Origin of the sequence: Methylobacterium soli (assembly GCF_008806385.1) — a bacterium.
GTDB classification, from domain to species: domain Bacteria; phylum Pseudomonadota; class Alphaproteobacteria; order Rhizobiales; family Beijerinckiaceae; genus Methylobacterium; species Methylobacterium soli.
Genome location: NZ_VZZK01000047.1, coordinates 1 through 22,792, shown reverse-complemented (window position 1 = coordinate 22,792; position 22,792 = coordinate 1). Strand labels below are relative to the sequence as shown.

19 protein-coding genes are annotated in these 22,792 nt (G+C 64.5%); 7 read left to right on the top strand and 12 right to left on the bottom strand.

Annotation, left to right across the window (positions count from 1 at the left end):
- Window positions 1-12: 12 nt before the first annotated feature.
- Complete coding sequence (locus F6X53_RS27905) at window positions 13-993, bottom strand: AraC family transcriptional regulator (protein ID WP_151004532.1); 981 nt, start codon at window positions 991-993, stop codon at window positions 13-15.
- 394 nt (window positions 994-1,387) lie between these two features.
- Between F6X53_RS27905 and F6X53_RS27900 the strand changes: the two genes are divergently transcribed.
- Window positions 1,388-1,906: a DUF417 family protein gene (locus F6X53_RS27900; RefSeq protein WP_151004530.1), complete on the top strand. Its 519-nt coding sequence runs from the start codon at window positions 1,388-1,390 to the stop codon at window positions 1,904-1,906.
- 757 nt (window positions 1,907-2,663) lie between these two features.
- Here F6X53_RS27900 and F6X53_RS27895 read toward each other — a convergent pair.
- Together F6X53_RS27895 and F6X53_RS27890 are read right to left on the bottom strand one after the other, a co-directional pair.
- Window positions 2,664-3,443, bottom strand: a complete 780-nt coding sequence (locus tag F6X53_RS27895; RefSeq protein WP_151004528.1) for an alpha/beta fold hydrolase — start codon at window positions 3,441-3,443, stop codon at window positions 2,664-2,666.
- 195 nt (window positions 3,444-3,638) lie between these two features.
- Window positions 3,639-4,316 (bottom strand): HD domain-containing protein, encoded by a 678-nt coding sequence (locus F6X53_RS27890; RefSeq protein ID WP_151004526.1) that lies wholly within the window; start codon window positions 4,314-4,316, stop codon window positions 3,639-3,641.
- A gap of 117 nt (window positions 4,317-4,433) precedes the next feature.
- Between F6X53_RS27890 and F6X53_RS27885 the strand changes: the two genes are divergently transcribed.
- Window positions 4,434-5,399: a GlxA family transcriptional regulator gene (locus F6X53_RS27885; RefSeq protein WP_151004524.1), complete on the top strand. Its 966-nt coding sequence runs from the start codon at window positions 4,434-4,436 to the stop codon at window positions 5,397-5,399.
- Between the two features lie 464 nt (window positions 5,400-5,863).
- On the opposite strand, the gene F6X53_RS27880 is transcribed toward F6X53_RS27885, so the two are convergent.
- Entirely contained in the window at window positions 5,864-7,174 is a 1,311-nt protein-coding gene (locus F6X53_RS27880) for an MFS transporter (protein WP_151004522.1), read from the bottom strand.
- Window positions 7,175-7,511: 337 nt separating this feature from the next.
- Window positions 7,512-8,774, bottom strand: coding sequence for a phosphonoacetate hydrolase (gene phnA, locus F6X53_RS27875; protein WP_373875935.1), 1,263 nt, complete (start codon window positions 8,772-8,774; stop codon window positions 7,512-7,514).
- Window positions 8,775-8,954: 180 nt separating this feature from the next.
- Between phnA and F6X53_RS27870 the strand changes: the two genes are divergently transcribed.
- The 4 genes from F6X53_RS27870 (at window position 8,955) to F6X53_RS27855 (ending at window position 14,380) form a co-directional block, all read left to right on the top strand.
- A complete protein-coding gene (locus F6X53_RS27870) occupies window positions 8,955-9,854 on the top strand; it encodes a LysR substrate-binding domain-containing protein (protein WP_151004520.1) in 900 nt (299 codons plus the stop codon).
- A 511-nt stretch (window positions 9,855-10,365) separates the two neighbouring features.
- The gene (gene metG, locus F6X53_RS27865) at window positions 10,366-12,063 is read left to right on the top strand and encodes a methionine--tRNA ligase (protein ID WP_151004518.1); all 1,698 of its coding nucleotides are present in this window, start codon (window positions 10,366-10,368) and stop codon (window positions 12,061-12,063) included.
- Window positions 12,064-12,625: 562 nt separating this feature from the next.
- Window positions 12,626-13,330, top strand: coding sequence for a Crp/Fnr family transcriptional regulator (locus tag F6X53_RS27860; RefSeq protein ID WP_238296040.1), 705 nt, complete (start codon window positions 12,626-12,628; stop codon window positions 13,328-13,330).
- Window positions 13,331-13,594: 264 nt separating this feature from the next.
- On the top strand, window positions 13,595-14,380 hold the full coding sequence (locus tag F6X53_RS27855) for a sensor histidine kinase (RefSeq protein WP_151004516.1): 786 nt from the start codon (window positions 13,595-13,597) through the stop codon (window positions 14,378-14,380).
- 21 nt (window positions 14,381-14,401) lie between these two features.
- Here the strand turns inward: F6X53_RS27855 and F6X53_RS27850 are convergent, their stop codons facing one another.
- Window positions 14,402-14,767 carry a response regulator gene (locus tag F6X53_RS27850; RefSeq protein ID WP_151004514.1) on the bottom strand — a complete coding sequence of 122 codons (366 nt, stop codon included), beginning with the start codon at window positions 14,765-14,767 and terminating at the stop codon, window positions 14,402-14,404.
- Window positions 14,764-16,992, bottom strand: a complete 2,229-nt coding sequence (locus tag F6X53_RS27845) for a PAS domain-containing protein (protein WP_191971028.1) — start codon at window positions 16,990-16,992, stop codon at window positions 14,764-14,766. The genes F6X53_RS27850 and F6X53_RS27845 overlap by 4 nt, the downstream gene beginning before the upstream one ends.
- A gap of 328 nt (window positions 16,993-17,320) precedes the next feature.
- On the opposite strand from F6X53_RS27845, the gene F6X53_RS27840 reads away from it, so the two are divergent.
- Window positions 17,321-17,539 carry a DUF2934 domain-containing protein gene (locus F6X53_RS27840; protein WP_151004510.1) on the top strand — a complete coding sequence of 73 codons (219 nt, stop codon included), beginning with the start codon at window positions 17,321-17,323 and terminating at the stop codon, window positions 17,537-17,539.
- 56 nt (window positions 17,540-17,595) lie between these two features.
- Here the strand turns inward: F6X53_RS27840 and F6X53_RS27835 are convergent, their stop codons facing one another.
- The 5 genes from F6X53_RS27835 to F6X53_RS27815 all read right to left on the bottom strand — a co-directional run.
- On the bottom strand, window positions 17,596-17,952 hold the full coding sequence (locus F6X53_RS27835; protein WP_151004508.1) for a metal-sensitive transcriptional regulator: 357 nt from the start codon (window positions 17,950-17,952) through the stop codon (window positions 17,596-17,598).
- Window positions 17,953-18,128: 176 nt separating this feature from the next.
- Complete coding sequence (locus F6X53_RS27830) at window positions 18,129-19,022, bottom strand: manganese catalase family protein (protein ID WP_151004506.1); 894 nt, start codon at window positions 19,020-19,022, stop codon at window positions 18,129-18,131.
- 353 nt (window positions 19,023-19,375) lie between these two features.
- A complete protein-coding gene (locus tag F6X53_RS27825) occupies window positions 19,376-19,615 on the bottom strand; it encodes a DUF6894 family protein (protein ID WP_151004504.1) in 240 nt (79 codons plus the stop codon).
- 949 nt (window positions 19,616-20,564) lie between these two features.
- Window positions 20,565-21,215 (bottom strand): phytochelatin synthase family protein, encoded by a 651-nt coding sequence (locus F6X53_RS27820; protein ID WP_151004502.1) that lies wholly within the window; start codon window positions 21,213-21,215, stop codon window positions 20,565-20,567.
- A gap of 508 nt (window positions 21,216-21,723) precedes the next feature.
- The coding region (locus tag F6X53_RS27815; protein WP_151004500.1) for an ATP-binding protein at window positions 21,724-22,792 on the bottom strand (1,069 nt) is incomplete at its 5' end.

Sequence of the window (22,792 nt, the reverse complement as noted above, 5' to 3'; positions counted from 1 at the left end):
AGGGCGCGGTCGTCACGATGGGAGTGACGGGACGGCCAGTTCCGCGGACTGGGCGCCGCGCCGCCACTGCGCCGGTGTGACACCCATGCGCTGCTTGAACGCGCGCTGGAAGGCGGCTTCGGACTGATACCCGACCGTCTCCGCCACCCCGCCCGTGCTCGCGGACGGCTTGCGCAACTCGCTGGCCGCCAGGGTCATGCGGATGTCCGTCAGCAGTTCGCTGGCGGACTGGCCCAGTCTCTCCTGGAACTGCCGCGCCATGGTCGCCCTGGACATGTTGCAGAGCCGCGCCAGCTTGGGCAGCGTCCACGGGCGGCCCGGCTCGTTGAACAGGGCCGACAGGGCCGGAGCCAGGCGGCTGTGGCCCGCCAGGGCCAGCAAGCCGACCGGCCTGTCATGGGCCTCGCTGGCCAGTCGCAGCGTCAGGGTGAACAGTGCCGTGGACAGCGCGTCCAGCATGGCCCGGCCGCCCAGTCCGTCGGACACCGCCTCGTGGCGCATGAGCGACACTAGGCTAGTCAGCACGTCCTGGGTTCCCGATATCGTCGCGGACGCGCCCGCGTCGGCCGTTCGCACCACGAGGCGCGGCGGCAAGTAGTCCCGCAACAGGCGTTCCTGGGCGCGCGCGAGCACGAAGTGCCCGCAGAGCATGTCGAGCCGCTCGCCCGTGCCCTCGTTCTCGCTGATCAACAGGTTGGCGGCCGTCCGTGTATGCGCTGGCGCTGCGGGTGCCCCGCTGCCATCGTGCAGGATGTGGTCCACCCGCTGCGGGAGCAGCAGGATGTCACCGGCCGAGAGGTGCAGCGGTGGGCCACCCGTCGGGTCCTCAAGCACGGCCGATCCGGCGACGAGGGCGTGATAGGCCATCTCGCCGACCGCGGCACCGGCTTGGTCGATGCGCCAGGGAGAACCGTAGGCGCAGTAGATGTCGAGGCGTCCGCGGACGGGGACGAGCGCGAGCAGGCGGCTCAGCCAGTCCTCGGGTGTTGTCATGGCGGACTCTGGGGTTTGAAACGATAGGGCGGAATACCCGTTGTTTTCCGCACTAATCAGCTCGCATAGCGCCTGTAAACCAACCCTGCTTCCGACCCTGCCTCTTTGAGCCCGAAGAGGTCACGGACCGAACTCCGCCAAGCCCTGAATGTGCGTTGCCGGATTGCGAATGCCACGCGCACCCTGGCCGGCATGACCAACGGGCATCGTCGGCTTGGCCCTACCCATCGCCCCGTGCTGCTACGACCGTCTCGCCCCCGAGCCGCTCGCCACAGGGCCGTCGACTAAGCCAGATTGAGATCAAGAAGCATGTTTGCGGTACTTTCAAGCATTCATAGTCTCAGACGCCGTAGATAGAAAGGGTGCACCAACTTCAGCGCCTACGGAGGGCACCATGAACTTCCTTATCGACAAGCTGGCCGGCTCGTTCTTGCTCCGGCGCGACCTCGACTACCACCTGCTCCGCGCCGCTATGGTCGTCATCTTCGCTTGGTTCGGATACGACAAATGGTTCGAGGCCGAGATCCGGGGATTGCTTCCCTTGATCACGCACGGTCCCTTCACCTTCTGGACCATCCCGGTCCTGGGCATTCGCGGCACGGCCATCTTCCTGGGCGCCTCGGAATGGACGTTTGGTACGCTCCTGCTCCTGGGCTTTTGGAACAAGAAGCTGGGGGTGCTGGGTGCCTTCGGCTCCACGGCCACCTTCATCTCGACCCTGACGATCCTGCCGTTCGTGCCCGATGCCTGGGACGCGGGCGCCGGTGGCTTCCCCGCCATGGCAATGAACGCCGCCTTCCTCCTGAAGGATCTCGTGCTACTGGTCGTCTCAGTCTACCTGCTTAGGCAGGACGTGGCTCGTGTCGTCGCGGCTCGCGACGCTGTCGATGGACGTGTCGCTTTCGCCCGCTGAATTTTACTATCGGACCTGCCGATGCCCCTGGACCACAAGGGATGGGTCCAGGGGCATTGTTCGTCCGGATGCAGCGCACGGTATTGGTCTAGTCTGAAATCAGGGTCGCGGTCGCCTGACGGCGGCCCTGATTCACTCTAGGTTTTCGCAGTGTGGAATTTTGGGGTCCGAATGCGGATCATTGGAGCGGCGATCATCGGCTATCTCTAAAGCCTAACGAGCAGCAACAGCACGATAATGTTGGTGATCTTGATCTCCGCGTCCACGACGGTTCCCGCTGTGTGCTTGTTGAGCAGGTTGTGGTTGTTCGCCGAGCGTGCACCCCTCGGATCAGAGTGGACCTTTAAGCAGATAGAAGGACCGCGCAGCCTCCTTTAGGAGCAACCACTTCAGTCACGAGAAAGGTCTGCTCTTCCGGTTTGAACGTCAGAAGCGGACCGGCAGCTTACGGCCAACTCCGGCCGGCTGTTTCGCGCCCGTGTCGGCTATTCGATTGCGTTCCGCGGTTTCTCCAAAGCTGACGTCGGCTCCCCGCGGTAGGGAGGATGACGACAATTCTTTGCCGTGCCCGGCCGCGGCGATGTCTCGCCCGCGTATGCCGCCGGAGTGCCGCAGCGCTCGACCTTCGCGTGCTGGCGTAGAAGCACAAGCCTCTGCCCTGTACCGACACCTTCATCCCAGACCTCCGCAGGGGTCGGGACAGAGTCGGCATCTTCGGGCGGCCAAAGCGTGTCTCGGCTTACAAAGGTCGGTCCGGTCAGGGACGTCCTTGCAGATGGCCTGCAGCCTCAAGGATGAGGTCGGCGACGGCTTGGGGCTGCGAGATCAAGGACATGTGGCTCGCCTTAAGCTCCACGGTCCTCGCGTTCATGCGCTTGGCCATGAATCGTTCGAGCTCCGGGTTGATCGTGCTGTCCTCGGTCGACACCGCGTAAAAGCTCGGCTTCGACCGCCAGGCCGCCTGGGTGGTCCTGCCCGTCAGCAAGGCCTTGCGGAAGGGCTGCTGGACCGCGAACAGCACCCTGGCCTTGTCCGCCGGCAGGTCGCCCGCGAAGTCCTTCAGGAAGGCCGCCTCGCTGAGGCGCCCTTCGTCGCCGTCGAACAGGATCCCGGCCGAGGCCGGCGGCGTCGGGTAGGTTTTGGCCAGCGCCGTGTAGTCCTCGTTCGCATCCGGCGCCCGGGCCGCGACGTAGACCAGCGCGGACACCTTCGGGTCGATACCGACCTCGGTCACGATCATGCCGGAGAACGAGTGGCCGACCAGCACAGTCGGTCCCTCCTGCCGCGCCAGCACACGCTGGGCGGAGGCCACCGCCTCCTCGAAGGTGGTGAGCGGATTCTGCACCGAGGTGACGTTGAGGCCTACCGCCTGCAGCCGCGGGATCACCTCCAACCAACAAGAGCCGTCGGCGAAGAGCCCGTGCACGAGCACGACGTTCCGCGCCCGTGGTAGATCCTGACCAAGTGCCGCGCCGGGAAGCAGCGCGGCGGTCGCGGCCGCGACCAGGGCACGGTTCAAGTTTCGACGGGTCATCATGGTGGGGGTCTCCGATCTGGACGGTGGGTGCAGAATGTTACCGTCCGTGTTCGTCGTCGACGCAGCAGGGATACGTCGGGTGCCCGCCAGCGCTCTGCCACGAGCGTGAGCCGGCGGCCATGATCCTACGTCGGCAGGCAGATCTCGCGCGGCGTCTGTCGGCGAACAGACCAACTCGTCGAGCGGGAGAGTGGCTCAGTCGTGGTGCCCGCATCCGCAACCCGGCGCATGGGTGCCGCCCGGCCAGCGGGAGGCCCGGATCACGCTGCAGAAGTTGCCCTTGCGGAAAGCCGGCTCCTTGTCGGCGATCACGTCGGCCTTCACGTTGCCGAAAGTGGTGTCCGGCTTGTGCCGGATGCCGTCGTAGAAGGCCTGGATGATGTCCTCCTTGAAGTTCGGCGTGCGGGGATAAGCTGAGACGATCGTCTCGCGCTCGGCGTCGGAATACTCGGCGTAGGTCAGGCCCAGCACATCCATCTCGACGCCGGCCGTGACCAGCGCGACCACCGGGTGCATGTGGACCGGGATGCCCGGCGTGGTGTGGAGCGCGATGGCCGTCCAGACCGTATAGACGTCCCCCTCGAGCACACCGTGCGTCTTCAGGAAGTCGCGGGCGGCGTTGGCACCGTCCACCTCGAAGCGTTCCTCCGCGCTACTGTGATCCGGCATCAGGCCGAGGTCGTGGAACATGGCACCCGCGTAGAGCAACTCGCGGTCGAAGGTCAGGCCGCGATGGACGCCAGCCAGCGCGCCGAACTGATAGACCCGGCTCGAATGGTTGAAGAGCAGCTCGGTCTCGCTGTCGCGGACGAACTCGGTGATCGCCTTAGCGAGAGCGCTATCGGGGACGGCGGCTTCGGACTGGATGCTCATGGTGGATCTCCTTTGCGCTGAGCCTCCCGTTGAGCTACGGAGCATCGCGAATGGCATCAATCGTCTTGTCGCGACGATTTCTGCCATCATGCGCGCATCGTCAGCCACGGAGCCTGCATGGCACCCCGATCAATCGCCGTCCTCGTCCTTCCCGGCGCCCAGCTCCTCGACGTGGCCGGTCCCCTCGACGTATTCGCCGAGGCGAATGCCCAGAGCGGCCGAGTGACCTACGACCTGGCCATCGTCGGGACGGAGCCCGGCCATATGACCACGTCGTCCGGGCGCGCGCTGGTCGCGGATCTGGTTGCTCCTGAGAGGGCGCCGACGCAGTTCGACACTCTGCTGGTCGCGGGTGCTCCCCGGATCCAGGACCTGGAGGTTCGGGCTGTCCTGCTGGAGTGGCTCGGGAGGACCTCAGCGCGCTGCCGACGCTACGGCTCGGTCTGCAGCGGCGCCTTCCTACTCGGGCAGGCCGGCCTGCTCGACGGCCGCCGGGTCACGACGCACTGGGCCGTGGCGGGTGTGCTGGCGGAGCGGTTTCCCGAGGCATCGGTCGAGCCCGACGCGATCTGCCTGTTCGACGGGCCACTCAGGACCGCGGCCGGGGTCACAGCCGGGCTCGATCTCGCCCTGGCGCTCGTGGAGGAGGACCTGGGTGCCGAGGTCGCTCGCCGCGTCGCGGCCCAGCTCGTCATGTTCTTCAAGCGCGGCGGGGGTCAGATGCAGTTCAGCCGTCGAGGCGTCAGCGCCCCGACCGGCCGCTCGGCCCTGCAGGAGGTGCAGCGCTGGGTGGCCGCGCGCCCGGCCGAGGATCACGGCGTCGACCGTCTTGCCGAACGGGCGGGGATGAGCCCGCGCCACTTCGCACGCCTGTTCCGGGTCGAGACGGGCCTGACACCGGCTGCCTATGTCGAGAACGTCCGGATCGAGGCCGTCCGCCGCCTCCTTGAAACGGAGGACGCCGCTCTTAAGCAGGTTGCCGGTGCCTGCGGCTTCCGCGACGCCGACACGCTTCGGCGCGCGTTCATGCGCCGGGTCGGCACGACGCCGGCCGAATACCGGCGTCGCCACGCACGCGCGTGACGTTTGGGCCAGTCGTCAAGCGGGTTGCAGACCGTCCGCTTCATCGCTGTGGCTCCCGAAAACAAGACAGCCGCAAACGGCCAGATCTTGTCGTGGCCGTTGGCCTGTATGAGCGTCTTAGGTGGGTGAAATTGCGACTGTCGGCTTCTGTGAGAGGGTTGCAGGAAACCGACGTCGCCGTCGCGCTGACTCACGACCCTTCTTGGACATTCGGAACTGCTGCTTGGTGGCGGTTCGGTCTGACCCGAACGCGTGGGTCTAACCGGTAGCTGGCACCCCACCTCAAAATTCAGATCGGTGATGGGCCGATGTTCGGCGCGACTCGGCCGAACGGCCCGGATGTATGTACGGCGAAACCAACACTCGACGCTCGCCGCGGCGACCAGTCCGGCCGCCGCACGCAGCCTATTCTGCTTGCTGAGAAGACGCTTCGAGGACGATCAGTTTACAGGCTGTACGTCAGCTCACCGTCGAATGAGAATAGCGCAAAGACCGCTGAGGGCACAGCAAACGCCGACCACCGTAAAGACCAGGGCTGTATCGTGCGTGACATCGAGCAGATGGCCGATCGCCGGTTCCGCCAACCCTGCAAAGAGATACGAATAGGTATTCATCACACCGGTCGCCGTACCAGCCCGTCGGCGTCCGACCAGATCTGGCACCAAGGCCCAGAACGTTGCGTGAGGCCCGTACACGAAGAAGCCGCACAGGAAGAGCGCAAGGATTGCCCAAAGGCTTGAAACCGGGAGAGTGTACATGACCGCTGCCGCCAATACGGCGGAGAACATGTACAGCGTGATCGGCTTCCACCGGATCGACCCGAACACCCGGTCCGAGATCCACCCGTTCGAGAGGGCGCCGAACGCCATCCCTACAGGCAAGGCGACGGTGATCCACCGCGCGTTCAGGCCCGTGACCGCGCCCAGCTTAGCCGTTGCCTCCAAGAAATGCACCGGGACCCAGACAACGAGCCCGTATCGGGCGGCGTTGTTGAAGCCCAGCGCCAGACCGCCGATGTGGATCTTCGCGTTTGTGAGGATGGCCCGGTAGCGCTCGGCCGAGGTCTCTGGCTTCGCGTCGTCGTCTTTGGCGAGTTCCTCCGCGCTCTCCTCAGCCTCATGCTCGCGTTTGAAGCCCATTTCCTCGGGGGTGTCGCGCACAATGAAGAAGAAGCACAGACCGGCGAAGATCAGGAGAACCACCGGCAGGCGAAACACCCACCTCCAATGCAGATGCAGCAGGTCGACGACGACTAGGCCGAGAATGTAGGTGACGACCGACGACATGCCGGCGGCGAACAGGTAAAGGCCGTAGACTTTCCCGCGCTCAGCTTTGGTCCACCAGTTGGAGATGATGCGGCTGCCCGGGGCGAACCCGAGAGCTTGGAGATAGCCGTTAAGCCACCACCCCAAGAGAAGGGTCTTGTACCCGACTGCGAAGCTGACTGCCCAATTCATTAGGCTCGACGAAATCGCGCCGGCGGTGACGATCTTGCGACCGCCGAATTTGTCGCCGAGGTTACCATTGATCGCTTGGCCGATCGCGTAGCCCCAGAGCATGCCGGCAGAGACCCAGCCGATGAGTTGCTTACTAACGTCGAACTCGGCTTGGATGCCGGGGATCGCAAATCCGAGGGTCTGCCGCCCGGTGTAGTAGAATAGATAGCAGAACATCACGGTGAGTAGCATTCGCCACTGCAGCGAACGGTATCGTGTACGTGCTATGGGCGCAGCCAAAACCGGCTCCACCAGCAGATTGCTGCCGATCTTTGACATTATTTCTCTCCCATCGGCGATCAGAATAATATCTTCGCCATTTTCTAAGAAGACGAAACGCTTTTGTATTATTAATCTTTGGAATTATTAGAAGCACACGCAATGCGGTCATCCCTTTTGCCGCATAGAACTGTTGCGCCAACTGTACTGACGCGTCAGAGCGACGATGACGGAGGCCGTGCCTATCGCGCGGCGGACCACCATGGCCGGGTGGGCGTCGGTGATTCTGAGGGACGACCGTCGCTGTTCGTGGCGATCCAGCGAGAGCCCCAGCGCGGCCAAAGCCCTGGTGGCGGGTATGGCGCACCCGCCTGGTCAAGCGACGCTACTCAACCGGTCAGGACACGCCGTTCAGAGCGAAATCGAAGACATCGAGGTTGCGCACCACGCCCGTCTCCGCCCATTCCCGGTATTCAGGCGTGAGCGGGCGCGAAAGGATGAGCGGGACGCGTTGCTCGCCGATCCCACCGTGCGAGCGCAACCGGTGTCCCCCGAGGGCCGACAGGTCGTGGTCTTCGCGCCGGGCGCCAATCACGGTCGCGCGGTCGGTGAAGATGGCGAAATCACCCTCGCGATCCGGGGGGAGCTGGAAGCGCTCGCACACGGTCGCCTTGTCCAGCACCAGCTCGACCCCCGGTAGTGAGCGCGCATAGGTCATCATCGCCGCGATGTCGCCCGGCTTGAGCAGGTGCACGCGCACGAAGCCGCCGAGCGCCCCGTGGTGGCGTACGAACGGGTCGGCAATGGGGCAGATCACCCGCACGCTCCCCGCGCCGAACTTCGCCGTCAGTGCGTCCTCAACGTAGACGACGTTGGGCTGACCGTCGGCCGCCGCCTTGTCGGCCATGCCGTGGTCCGCGGTCAGCGCCACCGTCGCACCAAGTTCGATCATCCGCGCAATGCGTTTGTCCACCTCGGCGTGAAACGCATTGGCCTCGGCATCGCCTGGGGCATACTTGTGCTGCACGTAGTCGGAGGTAGATAGGTACATCAGCCCCGGCTTCAGGGACGCGAGCAGCTTGAGCCCCGCGTCCAGCGCAAACAGCGACAAGTCGGCCGAGTACTGATCGGGCCTGGCACGCCCCACCAGCTCCTCGCCGCCGGACGCACCGACAGCTGAAAGGTCGGCTGTGTTCGGCTGCTCCGACGAGAACGCGATCCCGTCCATCTCGTAGGCGAGCACCTTCAACAGCTTGTCTTTGGCGGTGACAACGGCGGTTTGCACGCCGGCCTTGCTTACGGCGCCGAGGATGGTGCCGCACCGCAGCCGCCGCGCATCTGTAACCATGATCTCTTCGCCTGTCTCCGCGTCGAGATAGTAGTTGCCGTTGATGCCGTGGACCGCGGGTGGGACGCCAGTGACGATCGAGGTATTGTTCGTGTTCGTCGTGGTGGGAATTGAGGCGAGCGCGCTACCGACGTAGCCCTTCGTCCTCAAAGCAGCGATCGTCGGCAGGACGCCGTCGGCGATGCCACGCTCCAAGTACTCCGGGTCGAAGCCGTCGAGACAGACGACAACCGTCGGCCGCCTCGGCAGGGCGTAGGTGCGCCCATTGGCCTCCACGTGCGTCGTCGTCTGCGGACGGTGGGCGGATGACATCTGGGGCATATCCTTGATCCAATACTTCCGGCCCACGTTGAAAGCGGCGGGCGACGGGCGGACCAGTGATGCCACCTGACATGTGATATACAATCGAATAATACGCACTCACATGTGAGAAATTTTACAGACGGCTTATCAGGTCGAGGTACGGGTGTATGGTGCGAGGAGCAAGGTGAGATGAACGAACGGGAGCTCCCGCTCACCGCGTTGCGCGCCTTCGCCGTGGCAGCGCGCTCGCAAAATCTGGAGGCCGCAGCCAAGCAGCTCGGTGTCACGCACGGTGCGGTGAGCAAGCAGATCTCGGCGCTTGAGGAGTGGCTCGGCCAGAGCCTGTTCTCGCGTCAGGGGCGTGCACTCCAGCTGACGCCGTACGGGAACGTCCTTGCCGACAGGGTCGCCGACTCGATCCGCCAGATCGGTGCGGCGTGCGATTATGTCCGCAGAGACCACTCATATCGGGTTATTTCTGTGGACGCACCGGCCACATTTGCGATGTACTTCCTGCTGCCGCGCATCAGGGAGTTTGAGGCGCGACACGCGGGCCTGTCCGTGTGGATCGCCACGCGGCTCACGGGGCAGACGGCGGACTTCTCCAGGAACGACGTCGTGATCAGTCGCGGCTCGCTTGCGAAGGCGTCGGTGCGGATCGGACCCGCCAGACACCTGTTCGAGGAGAAGCTCACCCCAGTGAGCGCGAGCTCTCTGCTCCGCGAGTTACCCGTCAAATGCCCAGCCGACATTTGGAAGCACAAGCCGATCGCCTCTTCGAGCCGCCCGGGCGATTGGGAAGCGTGGTTCGAGCGTGCCAGGCTGGGCAGACCCCTCATAGAGGGCGGCCATCGCTTCGATCACCTGCACGTAGCTCTGCACGCGGTCCGCGACGGTCTCGGTTCGACGATCGCACCTCGACAGTTCTTCGACGGAACCTCGCGGCGGTATCGTCTGCGCTGCCCATTGCCGGACGTCTGCTATCCGGGCGAGTCGTTCTATGCCCACTCAACTCTTCAGCCTATAGCGGCGCCGGTCGAAATCTTTCTGACTTGGCTTCAGGAGCAGTGCGGCTTTGCCGAGCGATAAAGATGTGGATGGATGTAGTTTTAGAACAAGCAGTCTCGGATTAAATGTATCCGCGAATAGATGCGATATTTCCAATCTTAGAGTGAACTTTATACGCCCGGAACGATTTGTGCGTGGTGTAAAGTTCAATGTCGTCTTAGGGCCTTTAATTAGGTGTCAGCGGCCATCCCGAGCCGACCTTGAGCAGCAGCCGACCTATGACCGCTGTCGGATAACCCTGACGGCCTTCCGAACGCCCGACATGGATCGATTAAGGACACCATGGCGGTAAGCGCAGCGCTGCCTTGCTCATGGCCCACTGGCACGATAAGCATCTTACATGCGTACGCTCTTCGCCTCTGCCTTGCGAATGATTCGGCCTGACCGCGACAGGTCCGGCCGGAGAGGGTGACGCGCGTCAGCGCGAGATAGGCGAGAGCGTCGAACCCAGCCCTTCCGTGCCGAGCGGGAGGGCTTTTTTCATTCACTTGAGGTTCGGCGCGTCCACCATCTCCGCACAGGACGCTCCCACATGTCACGCCGTATCCTGATCACCAGCGCATTGCCTTACGTCAGCGGCGCCAAGCACCTCGGCAATCTCGTTGGCTCCCTGCTGCCTGCCGACGTGCACGCGCGCTTCCACCGTCAGATCGGAAACGATGTGCTCTTTGTCTGCGCGACCGACGAACATGGCACACCCACCGAGATCGCAGCGGCCCAGGCCCATCTCGATCCCCGCACCTTCTGCAACGTCGAGCATGCTCGTCAGGCAGATACATACCGTCGCTTCGGGCTGAGCTTCGATCACTTCGGCCGTTCGTCCGCGCCTTCCAATCATGCGCTGACCCAGCACTTCTACCATCGCCTCGACGCGGCCGGGCTGATCGACGAGCGCGTCGTTCCGCAGGTCTGGTCGCCCGTTGACGGTCGCTACCTGCCGGACCGTTACGTGCATGGGATCTGTCCATACTGCGGCGCTCCCGAGGCACGGGGCGACCAGTGCGATGCCTGTGGCACCCTGCTCGACCCCGTAGACCTGATCGCGCCGCGCTCGATGCTGTCAGGAGACACCCGGTTGGAGGTACGCGAGAGCCGCCACCTGTTCCTCCGTCAATCGGCGCTCGTGGGCCGGCTGAACACGTGGCTCGACACCCGCTTGGGGTGGCCGCCCTTCGTCGCCTCCCTCGCCCGAAGCTGGCTGACCGCGGACCTCAAGGACCGCTGCATCACGCGCGACCTTACCTGGGGCGTGCCGGTGCCGCGCCCCGGGTTCGAGGGCAAGGTGTTCTACGTCTGGTTTGACGCGCCCATCGCCTACATCGCCGCCACCCAGGACTGGGCCGCCGCTCAGGGGCGAGACTGGCGAGAATGGTGGTGGGGTGAGGCTGCCGGCGGGAGTGGCTACGTGCAGTTCCTCGGCAAGGACAACGTTCCGTTCCATGCCGTCAGCTTCCCCGGCACCTTGCTGGGTTCCGGGGAGCCCTGGCGGACGGTGGACGTGATCAAGGGCTTTCACTGGCTCACGTACGAGGGCGGCAAATTCTCGACGAGCCAGGGACGCGGCCTGTCCTGCGAAGCGGCGCTCAACGCGCTGCCCGCCGACCTGTGGCGCTGGTGGCTGATCGCGAACGCACCCGAGCGCGCGGACGTGGACTTCCAAGCGGCGCGGTTCGCGGCGGACGTGAACAAGGACCTCGCCGACGTGTTCGGCAACCTCGTCCAGCGGGTGACGCGCTTTGCTCGAACCGCCTTCGATGGATGCGTGCCCGAGGGTGGCGAGCACGGCGAGGCCGAACGCGCGCTCGCGGTGAGTGTTCGGGAACGCGTGAGTACGATCCGCGCCCACCATGAAGCACGAGAGTTTCGGCACGCTGCGGCGGAGACCCGGGCGCTCTGGGCAGGCGCGAACGCCTACGTCCAGGCCGCGGCGCCCTGGTCGTCGCTCCGAACCGACCGCCCCCGTGCAGCAGTGGCGACCCGTACCGCCCTGGCGCTCATCGAGGTCTGCGCTACCGTGGCCTGGAGCATCATTCCGAATCTCGCGACTTCGGCCATCACTGCGGTCGGTGGTGTGGCGAGCGCAGGCCCGCCCCTGTGGCCGGACGATGTGACTGATCAGCTTCTCGATGAACGAAGGGCGGGAATGGTCCTACCCTCTTCGTTCGAGCCTGTAGCCAAACTCAGCGTCGAGAGTTCCGGCTTCGCAGGATGGTGGAAGAGAGCGGAGTAAGCCGTGCAGCAAAGCCATGGGGCCGTTATGGGTCGGTATCTGCTCGTCCGCTTTTCCGGCAAGCCTTCTGCGAGGCGGGCCAGCGGCTTTCGGCCAGACCCGGCCGGCAGCTTCGCGCCCATTCCAGCCATCCAGCGGCGTCAGACGAATTCCGAGGAGCAGACATCGTCTCGGGCTGAGTCGTAGGTCCGGATCGCGCCATCAGCCGACCGACTGCGGCCTCATCGCGGAGGACCGATGTTGATCTATGAGCAGACGTTCGCAGGTTGAACGTTATGGAACAGTGTTCCCATGGCAGCCTTGCTCGCGTGAAAGCGACCGTTTGATCGCGGCTCGAGTGCTCGGTTCGTCGGGTATCACACAATACCGACGCAAGGCTCTGGAATGAATGAGCGGGATTAACCTGTGAAAATGGCACAGGTTAATCTGCATCGTAATCGCGAGGCTGACATCAGCGGACCTGCAGCAGGTGCTGGTGGTTTCGGGAGCGCCCAGCGCCTCCAGTCAAAGGCCCAGTGAGACGCTCTTGATTTCAGCTTCCGGCTCCGATCTGACCCCGCTCGTGCGCAAGCTGGAGAGCATCGCCTCGCTTTCGGTCGAGGAACGCCAAGCTGTCGAGAGCATGCCGGCGACTGTCCGATTGCTCGACGCCCGGCAGGACATCGTGCGCGACAAGGACCAACCCGCGCATTGCTGCCTCGTCCTCTCGGGCTGGACCTGCCGCTACAAGCTCCTGAACCAAGGCAAGCGGCAGATCTTCTCTTTCCATGTTCCAGGCGATTTGCCGGACCTGCAAAGCCTGCACCTGCGGGTGATGGACCACAGCCTTGCCACCGTCACGGCCTGCCGGCTCGCCTTCATCCCGCATGAGAGCATGCGCGAACTCACGATCCAGTTTCCGGGCCTGGGCGCGGCCCTGTGGCGCGACACGCTGGTCGATGCGGCCATCTTCCGCGAGTGGATGATCGGCATCGGCCGCAAGACAGCCTTCGGGCGGATCGCGCACCAGTTCTGCGAGATGTACCTGAAGCTGGAGGCGGTCGGCTTGGCGGCGGCCCACCGCTGCGAGTTGCCGATCACGCAGGTCGACATCGGCGATGCGCTCGGGCTGTCGAACGTGCACGTCAACCGTGTGCTGATGGACATGCGCAGCCAGGGCCTGATCACGCTGCGTGGCCGCGCATTGGTGATCGAGGACTGGCGCGCATTGTGCGCTGCGGGTGAGTTCGACCCCGCCTACCTGCATCTAGAGCCTGGCGCGTCATGAGCCTGCACCTTCAGCCTGTTCTCCTCGCGGCCGGCAGTCGCGACGAGGACAGCGAGCTTGTTTTGGCTGATCACCGCTTGGTCGCGGTGCTGGTGCGCTTATCCAAGGCGCACGGGGCAGGCGAAGAGCTTCCGGATATCAGGGGATGGCGACAACGTCCCTCTTCCTCCGTCGCAGGCAGAACCGCATGGCTCCAGGATCAACCTGCAAGAAGCAACGCAGTTGATTTCGGGCAGAACGGTATCCTACCTCCCGCGGTTGTCCATGTGGGAACCGGCCACCCCGGGCCGTCCACTTGGTGAACCACTCCCGGAGGCGAGGCTGAACACCAACGACACCGATCTGCGCCAGCAGCTTGACGCGGCCGACGCACGGGCTACCGAAGCCGAGCGTCGACTAGCCGCGGCCGAGGCACGCTGCGTTTCGCTGGCAGAGGACAGGCGCCAGCTCGTCGGCGCCCTCCAGCACCAGGTGCGCAACATCTTAACGGTGGTGCGCTCGGTCGCACGCCGCTCGGGCGAGACGAGTGCGAGCGTCGAGGATTACGGTATGCACCTCGATGGACGACTCACGGCTCTGGGACGCGTCCACGGCGCGATGGTGACCGACCCGCGCGCCAAGCTCTACCTGCACGCGCTGATCTCGGACGAGTTGCTGTCCTACCAGGCCAAGGAAGGCGAGCAGGTGGACATGTCCGGCCCTCGCATCCGGTTGCAGCCCCAGGCGACGAGCCCGCTCGCCCTGGCCTTCCACGAATTGGCCACCAACGCGATCAAGTTCGGGGCGCTCACCCGCGATGAGGGAGGGATTCAGGTATCCTGGCGGCGCGAGCAGGGTCCCGAGCCGCGTCTTGTCATGACGTGGCGCGAGTGGGGCGGTCCGCCTGTCTCACCACCGCAGCGCACAGGCTTCGGCCTCACGCTGCTTGAGAGCGTGCTGCCTTATGAGCTGCGGGCCGAGGTCAGCCTTGACTTCGCGCCGACCGGTTTGAGCTGCACAATCGCGCTGCCCCAGGTCGCCTGGATTGTCGATGAGGCGGAACCGACCTGATCCGGCCCGGTGCCGCTACCTTCAGGCGAACAGCGCTCCGGCAATCCGCTCAGGCTCAAACGGCTTCTCGCAGTGGCGCACGTCGGCAAAGCGGGCCGGGATCGCTGTCTTCTCGTAGCCCGTGGCAAACAGGAAGGGCACGCCGCGCGCTTGCAGGGCGTCAGCCACAGGGTAGACCATCTCGTCCTGCAGGTTGACATCGAGCACGGCCGCATCGATCTCGGCCGTGGCTGCGATCAATGCGAGAGCGTCTTCGACACGTGGCACCGGCCCCAGAACCTCAGCTCCTCTCTCCTCGAAGTGCCGCCGGAGATCGTCGGCGATGAAGTACTCGTCTTCCACGACAAGCACGCGGCGGCCGGCAAGCGGGTTCGTGGTGGAGGTCATGCGCGGGTCCTTGGGTCAGCACGCTCGCTGAGCGGCAGGTCGATGGAGCAACGCAGCACCGTCTCGCCGAGTTCGTAACTCGTCTCGGCCTGCAGCACGTAGGGCAGGGCTCGTTCGATCAACTCGCGCCCGTAGCCGCGCCGCTTGGACACTGCGTCCCGCCCCTCAAGTGGATGGCTGATGCCTTCCTCCACCCAATCCAGCAGCAGGCGTCGGCCCTCGCCGTCAGCCGCGTAGGTTCGCCACGTCACTCGGAGCTGGCCATGTTCCGAAGTTAGAGCGCCGTACTTGCGGGCGTTGGTGGCGAGTTCGTGCAGGGCGAGTGCGAAGGTCTGCACCGTCGCTTTGCGTAGGCGCACGAAAGGTCCGTGCAACCTAATGCGATCCTGCATGGCTCCAGCTCCGAGTGCATCAAGCTCCGTCTGGATCAGCGCTCGAAGGGTGATAGGCTCCTGGTCAGATCGGGAGAGCAGGTCCTGAACGCGTGAGAGGGCGGAGAGCCGGTCGTTGAACTGCTCGCGGAAATGCTCTGTCGGGCCGGTCTGGGCCATAGTCTGCTGCGCGATGGAGCGCACTACGCCGAGCAGGTTGCGGGTGCGGTGCTGCAGCTCGGCGACCAGTACCCCCTGGCGTTCCTGCATCTCGCGGCGCGTGGTCACATCGCTCCCAGCGCCAAACCACTCGACGATTTCGCTGTTCGGCCCGAGCAGCGGTACAGCTCGCGACAGCACCCATCCGACGCTGCCGTCGGCCAGCAGCACACGATGCTCCAACTCGAAGAGCGATTTGGTGTCGATTGCAACGTCGATCGCGGCGCGGACGCGCGGCAAGTCCTCGGCGAGGATGTACTTCTCGACCCAATCCTCGATCGGCTCGGCCGTCGCGGCAAGAGTAGCGCTGTCGAGCTGGTACATCCGCCGCCAGTCGGGACTCATCCGGTAGATTGTGTTGCCACCCGCCGTGACCAGCGCGCGGAAGCGCTCCTCGCTCTCACGCAGCGCCGCCTCGGCGCAGACCCGCCCAGTGATATCCGTGAAGAGCACCGCCACGCGGTTTCGCTCGCGATCAAGGCTGAAGATGTTGAGGTCGAAAATGCGCCCGAGCGTCTGCTCGGCTTCCTGAACCCTCAAGGGCTCGCCGGTGTCGAGCACCTGTCCATACATCTGCGTCCAGCGCGGGTTCGGCGTGCCAAGCAACTCCGTCGCCGTCTTGCCGACCGGGTAGGGCATCGAGGTGTGCTGCATGAAAGCAGGGTTCACCTCGAGGAAGCGGAAATCGCTCCACGCGTGAGACTCGTCTCGGATCACCTCCACCACGGCATAGGCCTCGTCCATCGCATCGAACAGGGTGCGGTAGCGCTCCTCGCTGCGCTTGCGGATGTCGATGTCGATGTTGATCCCGACCCATTTCTCAACATGCGCGCCCGCGTTGAGCACGGGGGCGGCGCGGACATTCGTCCAGCGCCAGCCGCCGTCGGGAGCACGAAGGCGGAACTCGGTGTTGATGAGTCCGTGGGCCGAGATCGCCTCTCGCCATTGCCGCTCGGCATAGCTCCGATCGTCGGGGTGGATCGCGTCCAGCCAACCATACCCGAGCCACTCCCCTAGGGTCTGGCCGGTATAGGCACGCCAGCTCGGGCTGTCGGCGACGACAACACCGCTCCCATCGGTCTCCCAAACCGCCTGCACCCAGTCCTCGATCAGGAGGCGGTGCTGCGCCTCGCTCTCGCGCAAGTTCGTTTCTTCCCGGCGCCGGTCGGCGACCTCGACGAGGAGTTCCATTGCTCCTGCGAACGCGCCGTGGTCGTCCCGGATTGGCGACCATGTTGTATCGAACGCACGCTGCACGGACCGGCCGTCGTGCCCGAGGAGGGTAACGGAAAGGTCGGCGATCCGGGTAGCTCGGCCCGCGAAAGCCCTTTTCATTACTGGGACGAGCACCTCGGCGTGAACTTCCGGCCAGCCTTCTGCTGCCGGGCGGCCTAGCAATTCGGGATGCCGGTCCTTGGCGATCGCGATGTAGGCGTCGTTGTAGAGCTGAACGTGGGCCGGGCCCCATAGGATGTTGGCGGGTCCGGGCATGGCGAGGACCATGTCCACTGCGGTGCGCAGGCTCTGCGGCCACCGCCCGATGGGGCCGAGCAGCGTTGCTGCCCAGTCATGCTCGCGAATGCGCTCGGCCATCTCGCCATCACCGCGCGGCCAGACCGAAGGTTCGAGGTTCATGGTGATCGAGGACCTTAGCGTGTTTTCTGCTCTTGAGCCGAGGGGAGACACCAACAGTTCCCGGTCACAAGGCTCAAGCTCGTTGGGGACGGGGCTTGTTCCAAGAGGGCTTGCTCCAGCGGAACTCAACAGGCGCCCTCCTGCTGCGGCGCGGTTCGCCATTTGGGCGTTATGGAGCCTTACGATGGCTTGAGTTTTTGCTCCCGTCGATTGCTGTGTGTGAAAGAGGCTGAGTGCGCATCGTGCGACGGGGCGGCTCCTGTTCCTGGCCGATGGAAGCAGGGCCACTGCAGGCATACCCATCTGGGTCTAACAACGACAAGAACACATGGAAACGCCGCCCGAGATCACCTTCGAGCAGATCCGCGAGCGCGCCTATGATCTTTGGGAGCGCAACCACCGTCCCGACGGGCTCGAGATCGAGTTCTGGCTCGTGGCTGAGCGGGAACTCAAGGCCGAGCGTGACAAGAAGCAGGCGCAGGCGAGCGCTGATGAAGACGACAAGGTGTCGTGTGCTTCTTCAAGAGATGACGCGCTGAGGAGCTGATGCCTCCCAGCCCTGTCAATCAACCTGCAGCATGGATTTCGATTGGTGCGGCCGCCTCAATCGCGCGTGCGCATGGCCGACCGTAGAACCCGCATCACATCCTCGATCGCTGTCTCGCCACCCTGCTCGCGCACAGCGATCTGCACGCCCTCCGCAACATGCTGGCCAATGATCAGAAGCGCGACCTCGCGCAAAGCCGCCGTGATGGCGTTGATCTGCTGCACCTCGTCCAAGCAGTAGCGGTCCGCCTCGATCATGGCCTTCAGGCCTCGGATCTGCCCCTCAATCCGGTTCAATCGCTGCAGGAGAGGCTTGCGCTCCTCGTCACTGCGCTGCAGCTCGATCCGTCCGTCAACGATCCTACTTCCCGTCACGCGGTCTGCCCCCCCTGCTCTCAGCACCAGGATCTGCATCCAGAGCTGATACGTGCAGTCACGCAGAAAGGTTCGCCTCACGGCGCGAATGCGGCAGGCATCGCTCCCACGGGTGCCGCCGAGACCCAGTGTTGACCTTGTCGCAGGAAACCCTCATCGGCACCACGCGCCCTCGGGTGAGCAAGGACGCGTGGCTATCAGGGTTCTACCTGTTCTTAGCTGCGCAGACTCGTGTTGGTCGGCGGCTCGCTCATCTGCTCCTTCTGGGCGCCGGAATCGGGCCGGGCCGGGCCGAGAACCGGCTCCTCGCCGAGGGGCTCGGCCTGGACGAAATGGTACTCGCCCTTGCCGTCGAGGGAGGGCCCCTGCGAGTAGCGGCCGGGCTGGACCGGCACGCCGTTCCGCTCGGTGCCGAAGAAGGCGTAGCTGAACTCCTTCGTCTCCTCGTTCTGGTCGAAGCTGTTGGGGACCGGCAGGCCCTCGGTGAGGCCGCCGAGCTCGTCGATGACCGCGAGCCATTGCTGCTGGTGCATGGTGTCGCGCGCGATCAGGAAGCGCCACATGTCTTGCATGCCCTTGTCGTGGGCCGCGTTGAACAGGCGCACCGCGAGCGTCCGGCCCGTCGCCTCGGCGGCGACGTTGGCGAACATGTCGCCCACGATGTTGCCGCTGGCGTAGACGTGCGAGCAATCGAAGGGCAGCCCGTCCGAGTTGCCCGGGAAGGCCGCCATGCCCGTCGACAGCAGGGTCTTGTGCAGCATGCCCTCGACGGCGTGGCGGGGCCGCTCTCCGCCACCCATGACAGCGTTCATGATGGGGCTTGAGGCGGCTGCCGTCTCCTGCAGGGAAGCCGGAGCGTTCTCGAGGTTCAGGGCGACGGCGGTCGCCAGCATCTCGATATGGCCGATCTCTTCGGTGGCGGTATGCAGGAGGACGTCGCGGTACTTGGTCGTCGGACCGCGTGCACCCCAGCCCTGGAAGAAGTACTGCAGACAGACCCGGATCTCGCCCTCGATCCCGCCGATGGCCTGCTGGAGCATGCGGGCGTAGAGCGGATCCGGGTTCTCGACCTTGACGGGATATTGCAGCCGCTTGTCGTGGAAATACATGCGCTTGCCTCGTTGGCTGGAATGGATGAAGTGCGCGATTATCCTGCATTAACATACTGGGCAGGAGTATCGGCACGCTCCTCCCTCAACCCATCGAAACGTGGTTGGTTCAACCGGAAGCGAGTTATCATTGATACGCGCGTGCTGTTGCGCCTTACATTCAGCCGGCAGGCACCAGTTGGGCCAGCGCGCATCAACCGCTGTGTCATTGAGTTGTTTGGAGATCCTGCGTCCCCACAGGGCTTTCCCGAACAGACCGGTCCGCAGCGGTCCGCCGTGAACGTATGAAAAACGACTATTTTCCCGACGCTATGGGCCGCGCGTAAGGGGATTTATGGGGTCCATGGGGCCATCTACTCCGTCAGCACCAAGCCGACGAACATTAGGGCCGCCGAGTAGACGGGATGCCCCTGCTCGTTCCTAACCAGCAAGGTGAAAGCCTGTCGGTCCCCGCCACGGGGCAACTCATGCGACGTGATCTCGGGAAGAACCTCTTTGGCATGCTGGCATGCCTCTTCCAGGGTTGCGCACTCGGTTCCAACGTGGTCGCGTGTATCGCGACCGTTTTGAACATCGAAGAAGTAGCGCGGCATGCCTTCACCTCAGTGCCCGCGCGGCGTCGCTTGCAACGTACGCAGACAGGCGAAGCCGGCCATCGCGCGCTCTCCCGAGGAGAGAGAGGGTTCGGTCGCAGGCGCCGTTCTGCAGGGCTTCGACTTCGAGATCTGCAAGTTGCATCAGGAGGAAGTCGGGTGCCTCACCACAGCGGACTGGCCCACCCTCCCCGAGGCGCTCGATGAGCGTTTCGACGGACTCGGAGGAGAATGGTGGGGTCGCGTCCGGCATAGTGGATACTTCCAGGGAAGGTGACGGCGCGGACCTGTGTGAGAGTGGATGCGTGCCCGCGCCGTTGTGCAAAGTAGCTTATCAAAAACGCAAAAGAGGTAGCCAAGCGCGAGATCAACCAGTCTCTGCAATAAAGGTTGCTGTGGTTGCAAGTAAAACTTCAGATTTATTATTTATAATCACTTATTATCTTGGGTTAAAAACCGCATGTTAAATTGCTACAAGTTCACGGCGAGCGATTGGAGATATACCTTTTGCTCGCATCCGCTCAACAGCACAGGACAATTGCCTGGAGAGAACCGTGCGGTACTCCGAGAGGGCTTGGCATCATGGGCCGTCCAAACAGAAACAGCGTAGAATGCCATTTCGAGAAAACGACCAGAAATCCGACAGGTCGGTTGGGGTGCGCGTGCCGAGTGTGAGGCGGCTGGCACGTGTCGGAAAACCCTGGGGGAAAGCAAATGTCCGGAAAACGCTCGTGACCGGACGCTCCTCTTGTGCGGCGTGAAGGTCCGGAAGGGGTCACTCTGAGACCTTGGCCGCTGCCGCATCGAACATCGGCTTACCTAAGTCTGGCCCCCGAAGCGGACGGGCCGCAAACGGCCAACTCCAGACAGTGAGGCTTCGCGCTGGTCTCTGTGACGTCGCCGAATCGGCCAAGGTCTTGGAAGCAGATGCTTCAACGAATCGAGCCGGTCACTCGATCAGGAGAAGGCCGCGCTTCCGGTTGCCATCAAGGGTGTCCATGGCCGCGTAGAGGCGCGCCCGCTCGACGAGCCAAGGCCGGTAGGCGTGGTTCACGTCGAGAACGAGGACGAGATCCTCGCCCTCCAGGTAGCCGCCGATCGGCGAATGGTGTCCTGCTCCCGCGCCGAAGATTACCACGCGGCTGAAGTTGACGATGTAGCGGCGCCCTGGATCGTTCGCGCGGCGCATGTGCGCTCGGAAGTCCTCGGCACTGAGATCGCGAAGGAGCCTGACCGGTCGGTTCGTGCGCGCCCGCGCTACCTCAGCAAGTTCATCGAGGGTCAGTCCGAGCAGGCAGTATCCGGTCCAGCAGCGCCCGGTGCCGGCAAGAACCGCGACTTCGGTGTTCGCCCGCTCACCGAGGGAGCGGAACACGTTGGCTAGGCTCGCGGGTCCGCAGAGAGAGGCGTTCGACTGCCACGCCAGCTCGCGCCCGAAGCGCGCGGCGACAGGAAGGCGCCAAGCACGGTCAAGCAGGGGTTCAGAACTTGTGACGGCAATGCGGATGGCCTCAGGCGGAACCCTGGGCGGGATCAGAGCAAATGCCGCCGCACCCAGCATGCAGCCGGCGCCGGCCGCGACGAAGAGCCTGTGCGTCATGACTGTCTCGCCGCCCAGGACACGAAGCCTCCTGGCCAGCTTATGTCGTGAAGGCTCTCAGCGCATCCATGTTCGAGATCTTCGGCCTTGCGCCCATCTCAGCCGCTCAGCCGCCTCCCGCAGTTTCTCCGAAGCCGAGGGTGCAGCAGCTCAGCTTGTGGGTCTCAATTGCGCCATCAGCGGGCTTTCGCGTTCAGCTACTCAAAGGTCTGCTCGCCGAGCGAGAGCAGACCCACGCAGCTGGGGTCCCTGGCGGTCACGACATTCTGAGGTACGGGCACATTGGCGAACTGTCGCGGAGCCCATCCACCAGTATCGATGAAGGCCGCTCGGGGTGGGGAGCGACTGTCGGGCAGTTGCATGACGAGTGGCGAGATCGCGTCCGTCAGCCGCCTACGCCGCAAGGTTCCGGGCAACCTTCGGTGCCGACCGAAGGGCCGCCGCGCCTGCGCTAGGGCGGACTCAGGACCGGCTCGCCGACCCCACGTCCGGCGAGCCCGGCAGCCGGTCAGGACGCCGCGATCAGCTCTTTGATGCGCGAGGCGAGCGCCTCCATCACGAAGGGCTTCGTCAGCACGGCCATGCCAGGCTCAAGATGTCCGTTGCCGACGGCTGCGTTCTCGGCATAGCCGGTGATGAACAGCACTTTCAGGTCCGGCCGGCCAACCCGGGCCGCATCCGCCATTTGGCGCCCGTTCATGCCGCCCGGCAGTCCGACGTCGGTGACCAGCAGGTCGATGCGCACGTCCGATTGCAGCACCTTCAGGCCGGAGACCGCGTCCGCCGCCTCGATGGCGGTGTAGCCCAGATCCTCCAGCACCTCGGTCACCAGCATGCGGATGCTGGGCTCGTCGTCCACGATCAGCACCGTCTCGCCCTGCTCGGCGCGCGGCGCCCCGGCGAGGTCCGGCAGGCTCTCGGCCCCGTCCGCCTCGCCGTAGTGACGGGGCAGGTAGATGCACATGGTCGTGCCCTGGCCGACTTCCGAGTAGATCCGCACCTGACCGCCCGACTGGCGGGCGAAGCCGTAGATCATGGAGAGGCCGAGCCCGGTGCCCTGGCCGGTCGGCTTCGTCGTGAAGAATGGGTCGAAGGCGCGCGCGACGACGTCGGGCGTCATGCCGGTGCCGGTATCGGTCACGCACAAGGACAGGTACTGGCCCGGAGGGAGGTCGCGCTCCTTGGCGGCACGGTCGTCGAGCCACTTGTTGGCGGTCTCGATGGTGATGCGCCCGCCTTCGGGCATGGCGTCGCGCGCGTTGATGCAGAGGTTCAGCAGCGCATTCTCAAGCTGCGGCGGGTCGACTAGCGCGGGCCAAAGGCCGGCCGCCCCGACCACCTCGATGTGGACGGCTGGCCCTACGGTCCGGCGGATCAGGTCCTCCATGCCGTTGATGAGGGCGTTCACGTCGGTCGGCTTCGGGTCGAGCGTCTGGCGCCGCGAGAAGGCGAGCAGCCGGTGGGTGAGCGCGGCCGCCCGCTTCGACGCGCCCTGTGCCGCGTTGATGTAACGGTCGAGGTCGGTCAGGCGGCCCTGGCTCATCCGGGTCTGCAGGAGCTCCAGGCTTCCCGAGATG

Coding starts and splice junctions, on each gene's coding strand:
- F6X53_RS27830 (WP_151004506.1), bottom strand. CDS start 19,022: ATGTATTTCCACGACAAGCGGCTGCAATATCCCGTCAAGGTCGAGAAC.
- phnA (WP_373875935.1), bottom strand. CDS start 8,774: ATGTCATCCGCCCACCGTCCGCAGACGACGACGCACGTGGAGGCCAAT.
- metG (WP_151004518.1), top strand. CDS start 10,366: ATGTCACGCCGTATCCTGATCACCAGCGCATTGCCTTACGTCAGCGGC.
- F6X53_RS27870 (WP_151004520.1), top strand. CDS start 8,955: ATGAACGAACGGGAGCTCCCGCTCACCGCGTTGCGCGCCTTCGCCGTG.
- F6X53_RS27825 (WP_151004504.1), bottom strand. CDS start 19,615: ATGCCGCGCTACTTCTTCGATGTTCAAAACGGTCGCGATACACGCGAC.
- F6X53_RS27820 (WP_151004502.1), bottom strand. CDS start 21,215: ATGACGCACAGGCTCTTCGTCGCGGCCGGCGCCGGCTGCATGCTGGGT.
- F6X53_RS27840 (WP_151004510.1), top strand. CDS start 17,321: ATGGAAACGCCGCCCGAGATCACCTTCGAGCAGATCCGCGAGCGCGCC.
- F6X53_RS27835 (WP_151004508.1), bottom strand. CDS start 17,952: ATGCAGATCCTGGTGCTGAGAGCAGGGGGGGCAGACCGCGTGACGGGA.
- F6X53_RS27880 (WP_151004522.1), bottom strand. CDS start 7,174: ATGTCAAAGATCGGCAGCAATCTGCTGGTGGAGCCGGTTTTGGCTGCG.
- F6X53_RS27895 (WP_151004528.1), bottom strand. CDS start 3,443: ATGATGACCCGTCGAAACTTGAACCGTGCCCTGGTCGCGGCCGCGACC.
- F6X53_RS27905 (WP_151004532.1), bottom strand. CDS start 993: ATGACAACACCCGAGGACTGGCTGAGCCGCCTGCTCGCGCTCGTCCCC.
- F6X53_RS27885 (WP_151004524.1), top strand. CDS start 4,434: ATGGCACCCCGATCAATCGCCGTCCTCGTCCTTCCCGGCGCCCAGCTC.
- F6X53_RS27850 (WP_151004514.1), bottom strand. CDS start 14,767: ATGACCTCCACCACGAACCCGCTTGCCGGCCGCCGCGTGCTTGTCGTG.
- F6X53_RS27890 (WP_151004526.1), bottom strand. CDS start 4,316: ATGAGCATCCAGTCCGAAGCCGCCGTCCCCGATAGCGCTCTCGCTAAG.
- F6X53_RS27900 (WP_151004530.1), top strand. CDS start 1,388: ATGAACTTCCTTATCGACAAGCTGGCCGGCTCGTTCTTGCTCCGGCGC.
- F6X53_RS27855 (WP_151004516.1), top strand. CDS start 13,595: ATGTGGGAACCGGCCACCCCGGGCCGTCCACTTGGTGAACCACTCCCG.
- F6X53_RS27845 (WP_191971028.1), bottom strand. CDS start 16,992: ATGAACCTCGAACCTTCGGTCTGGCCGCGCGGTGATGGCGAGATGGCC.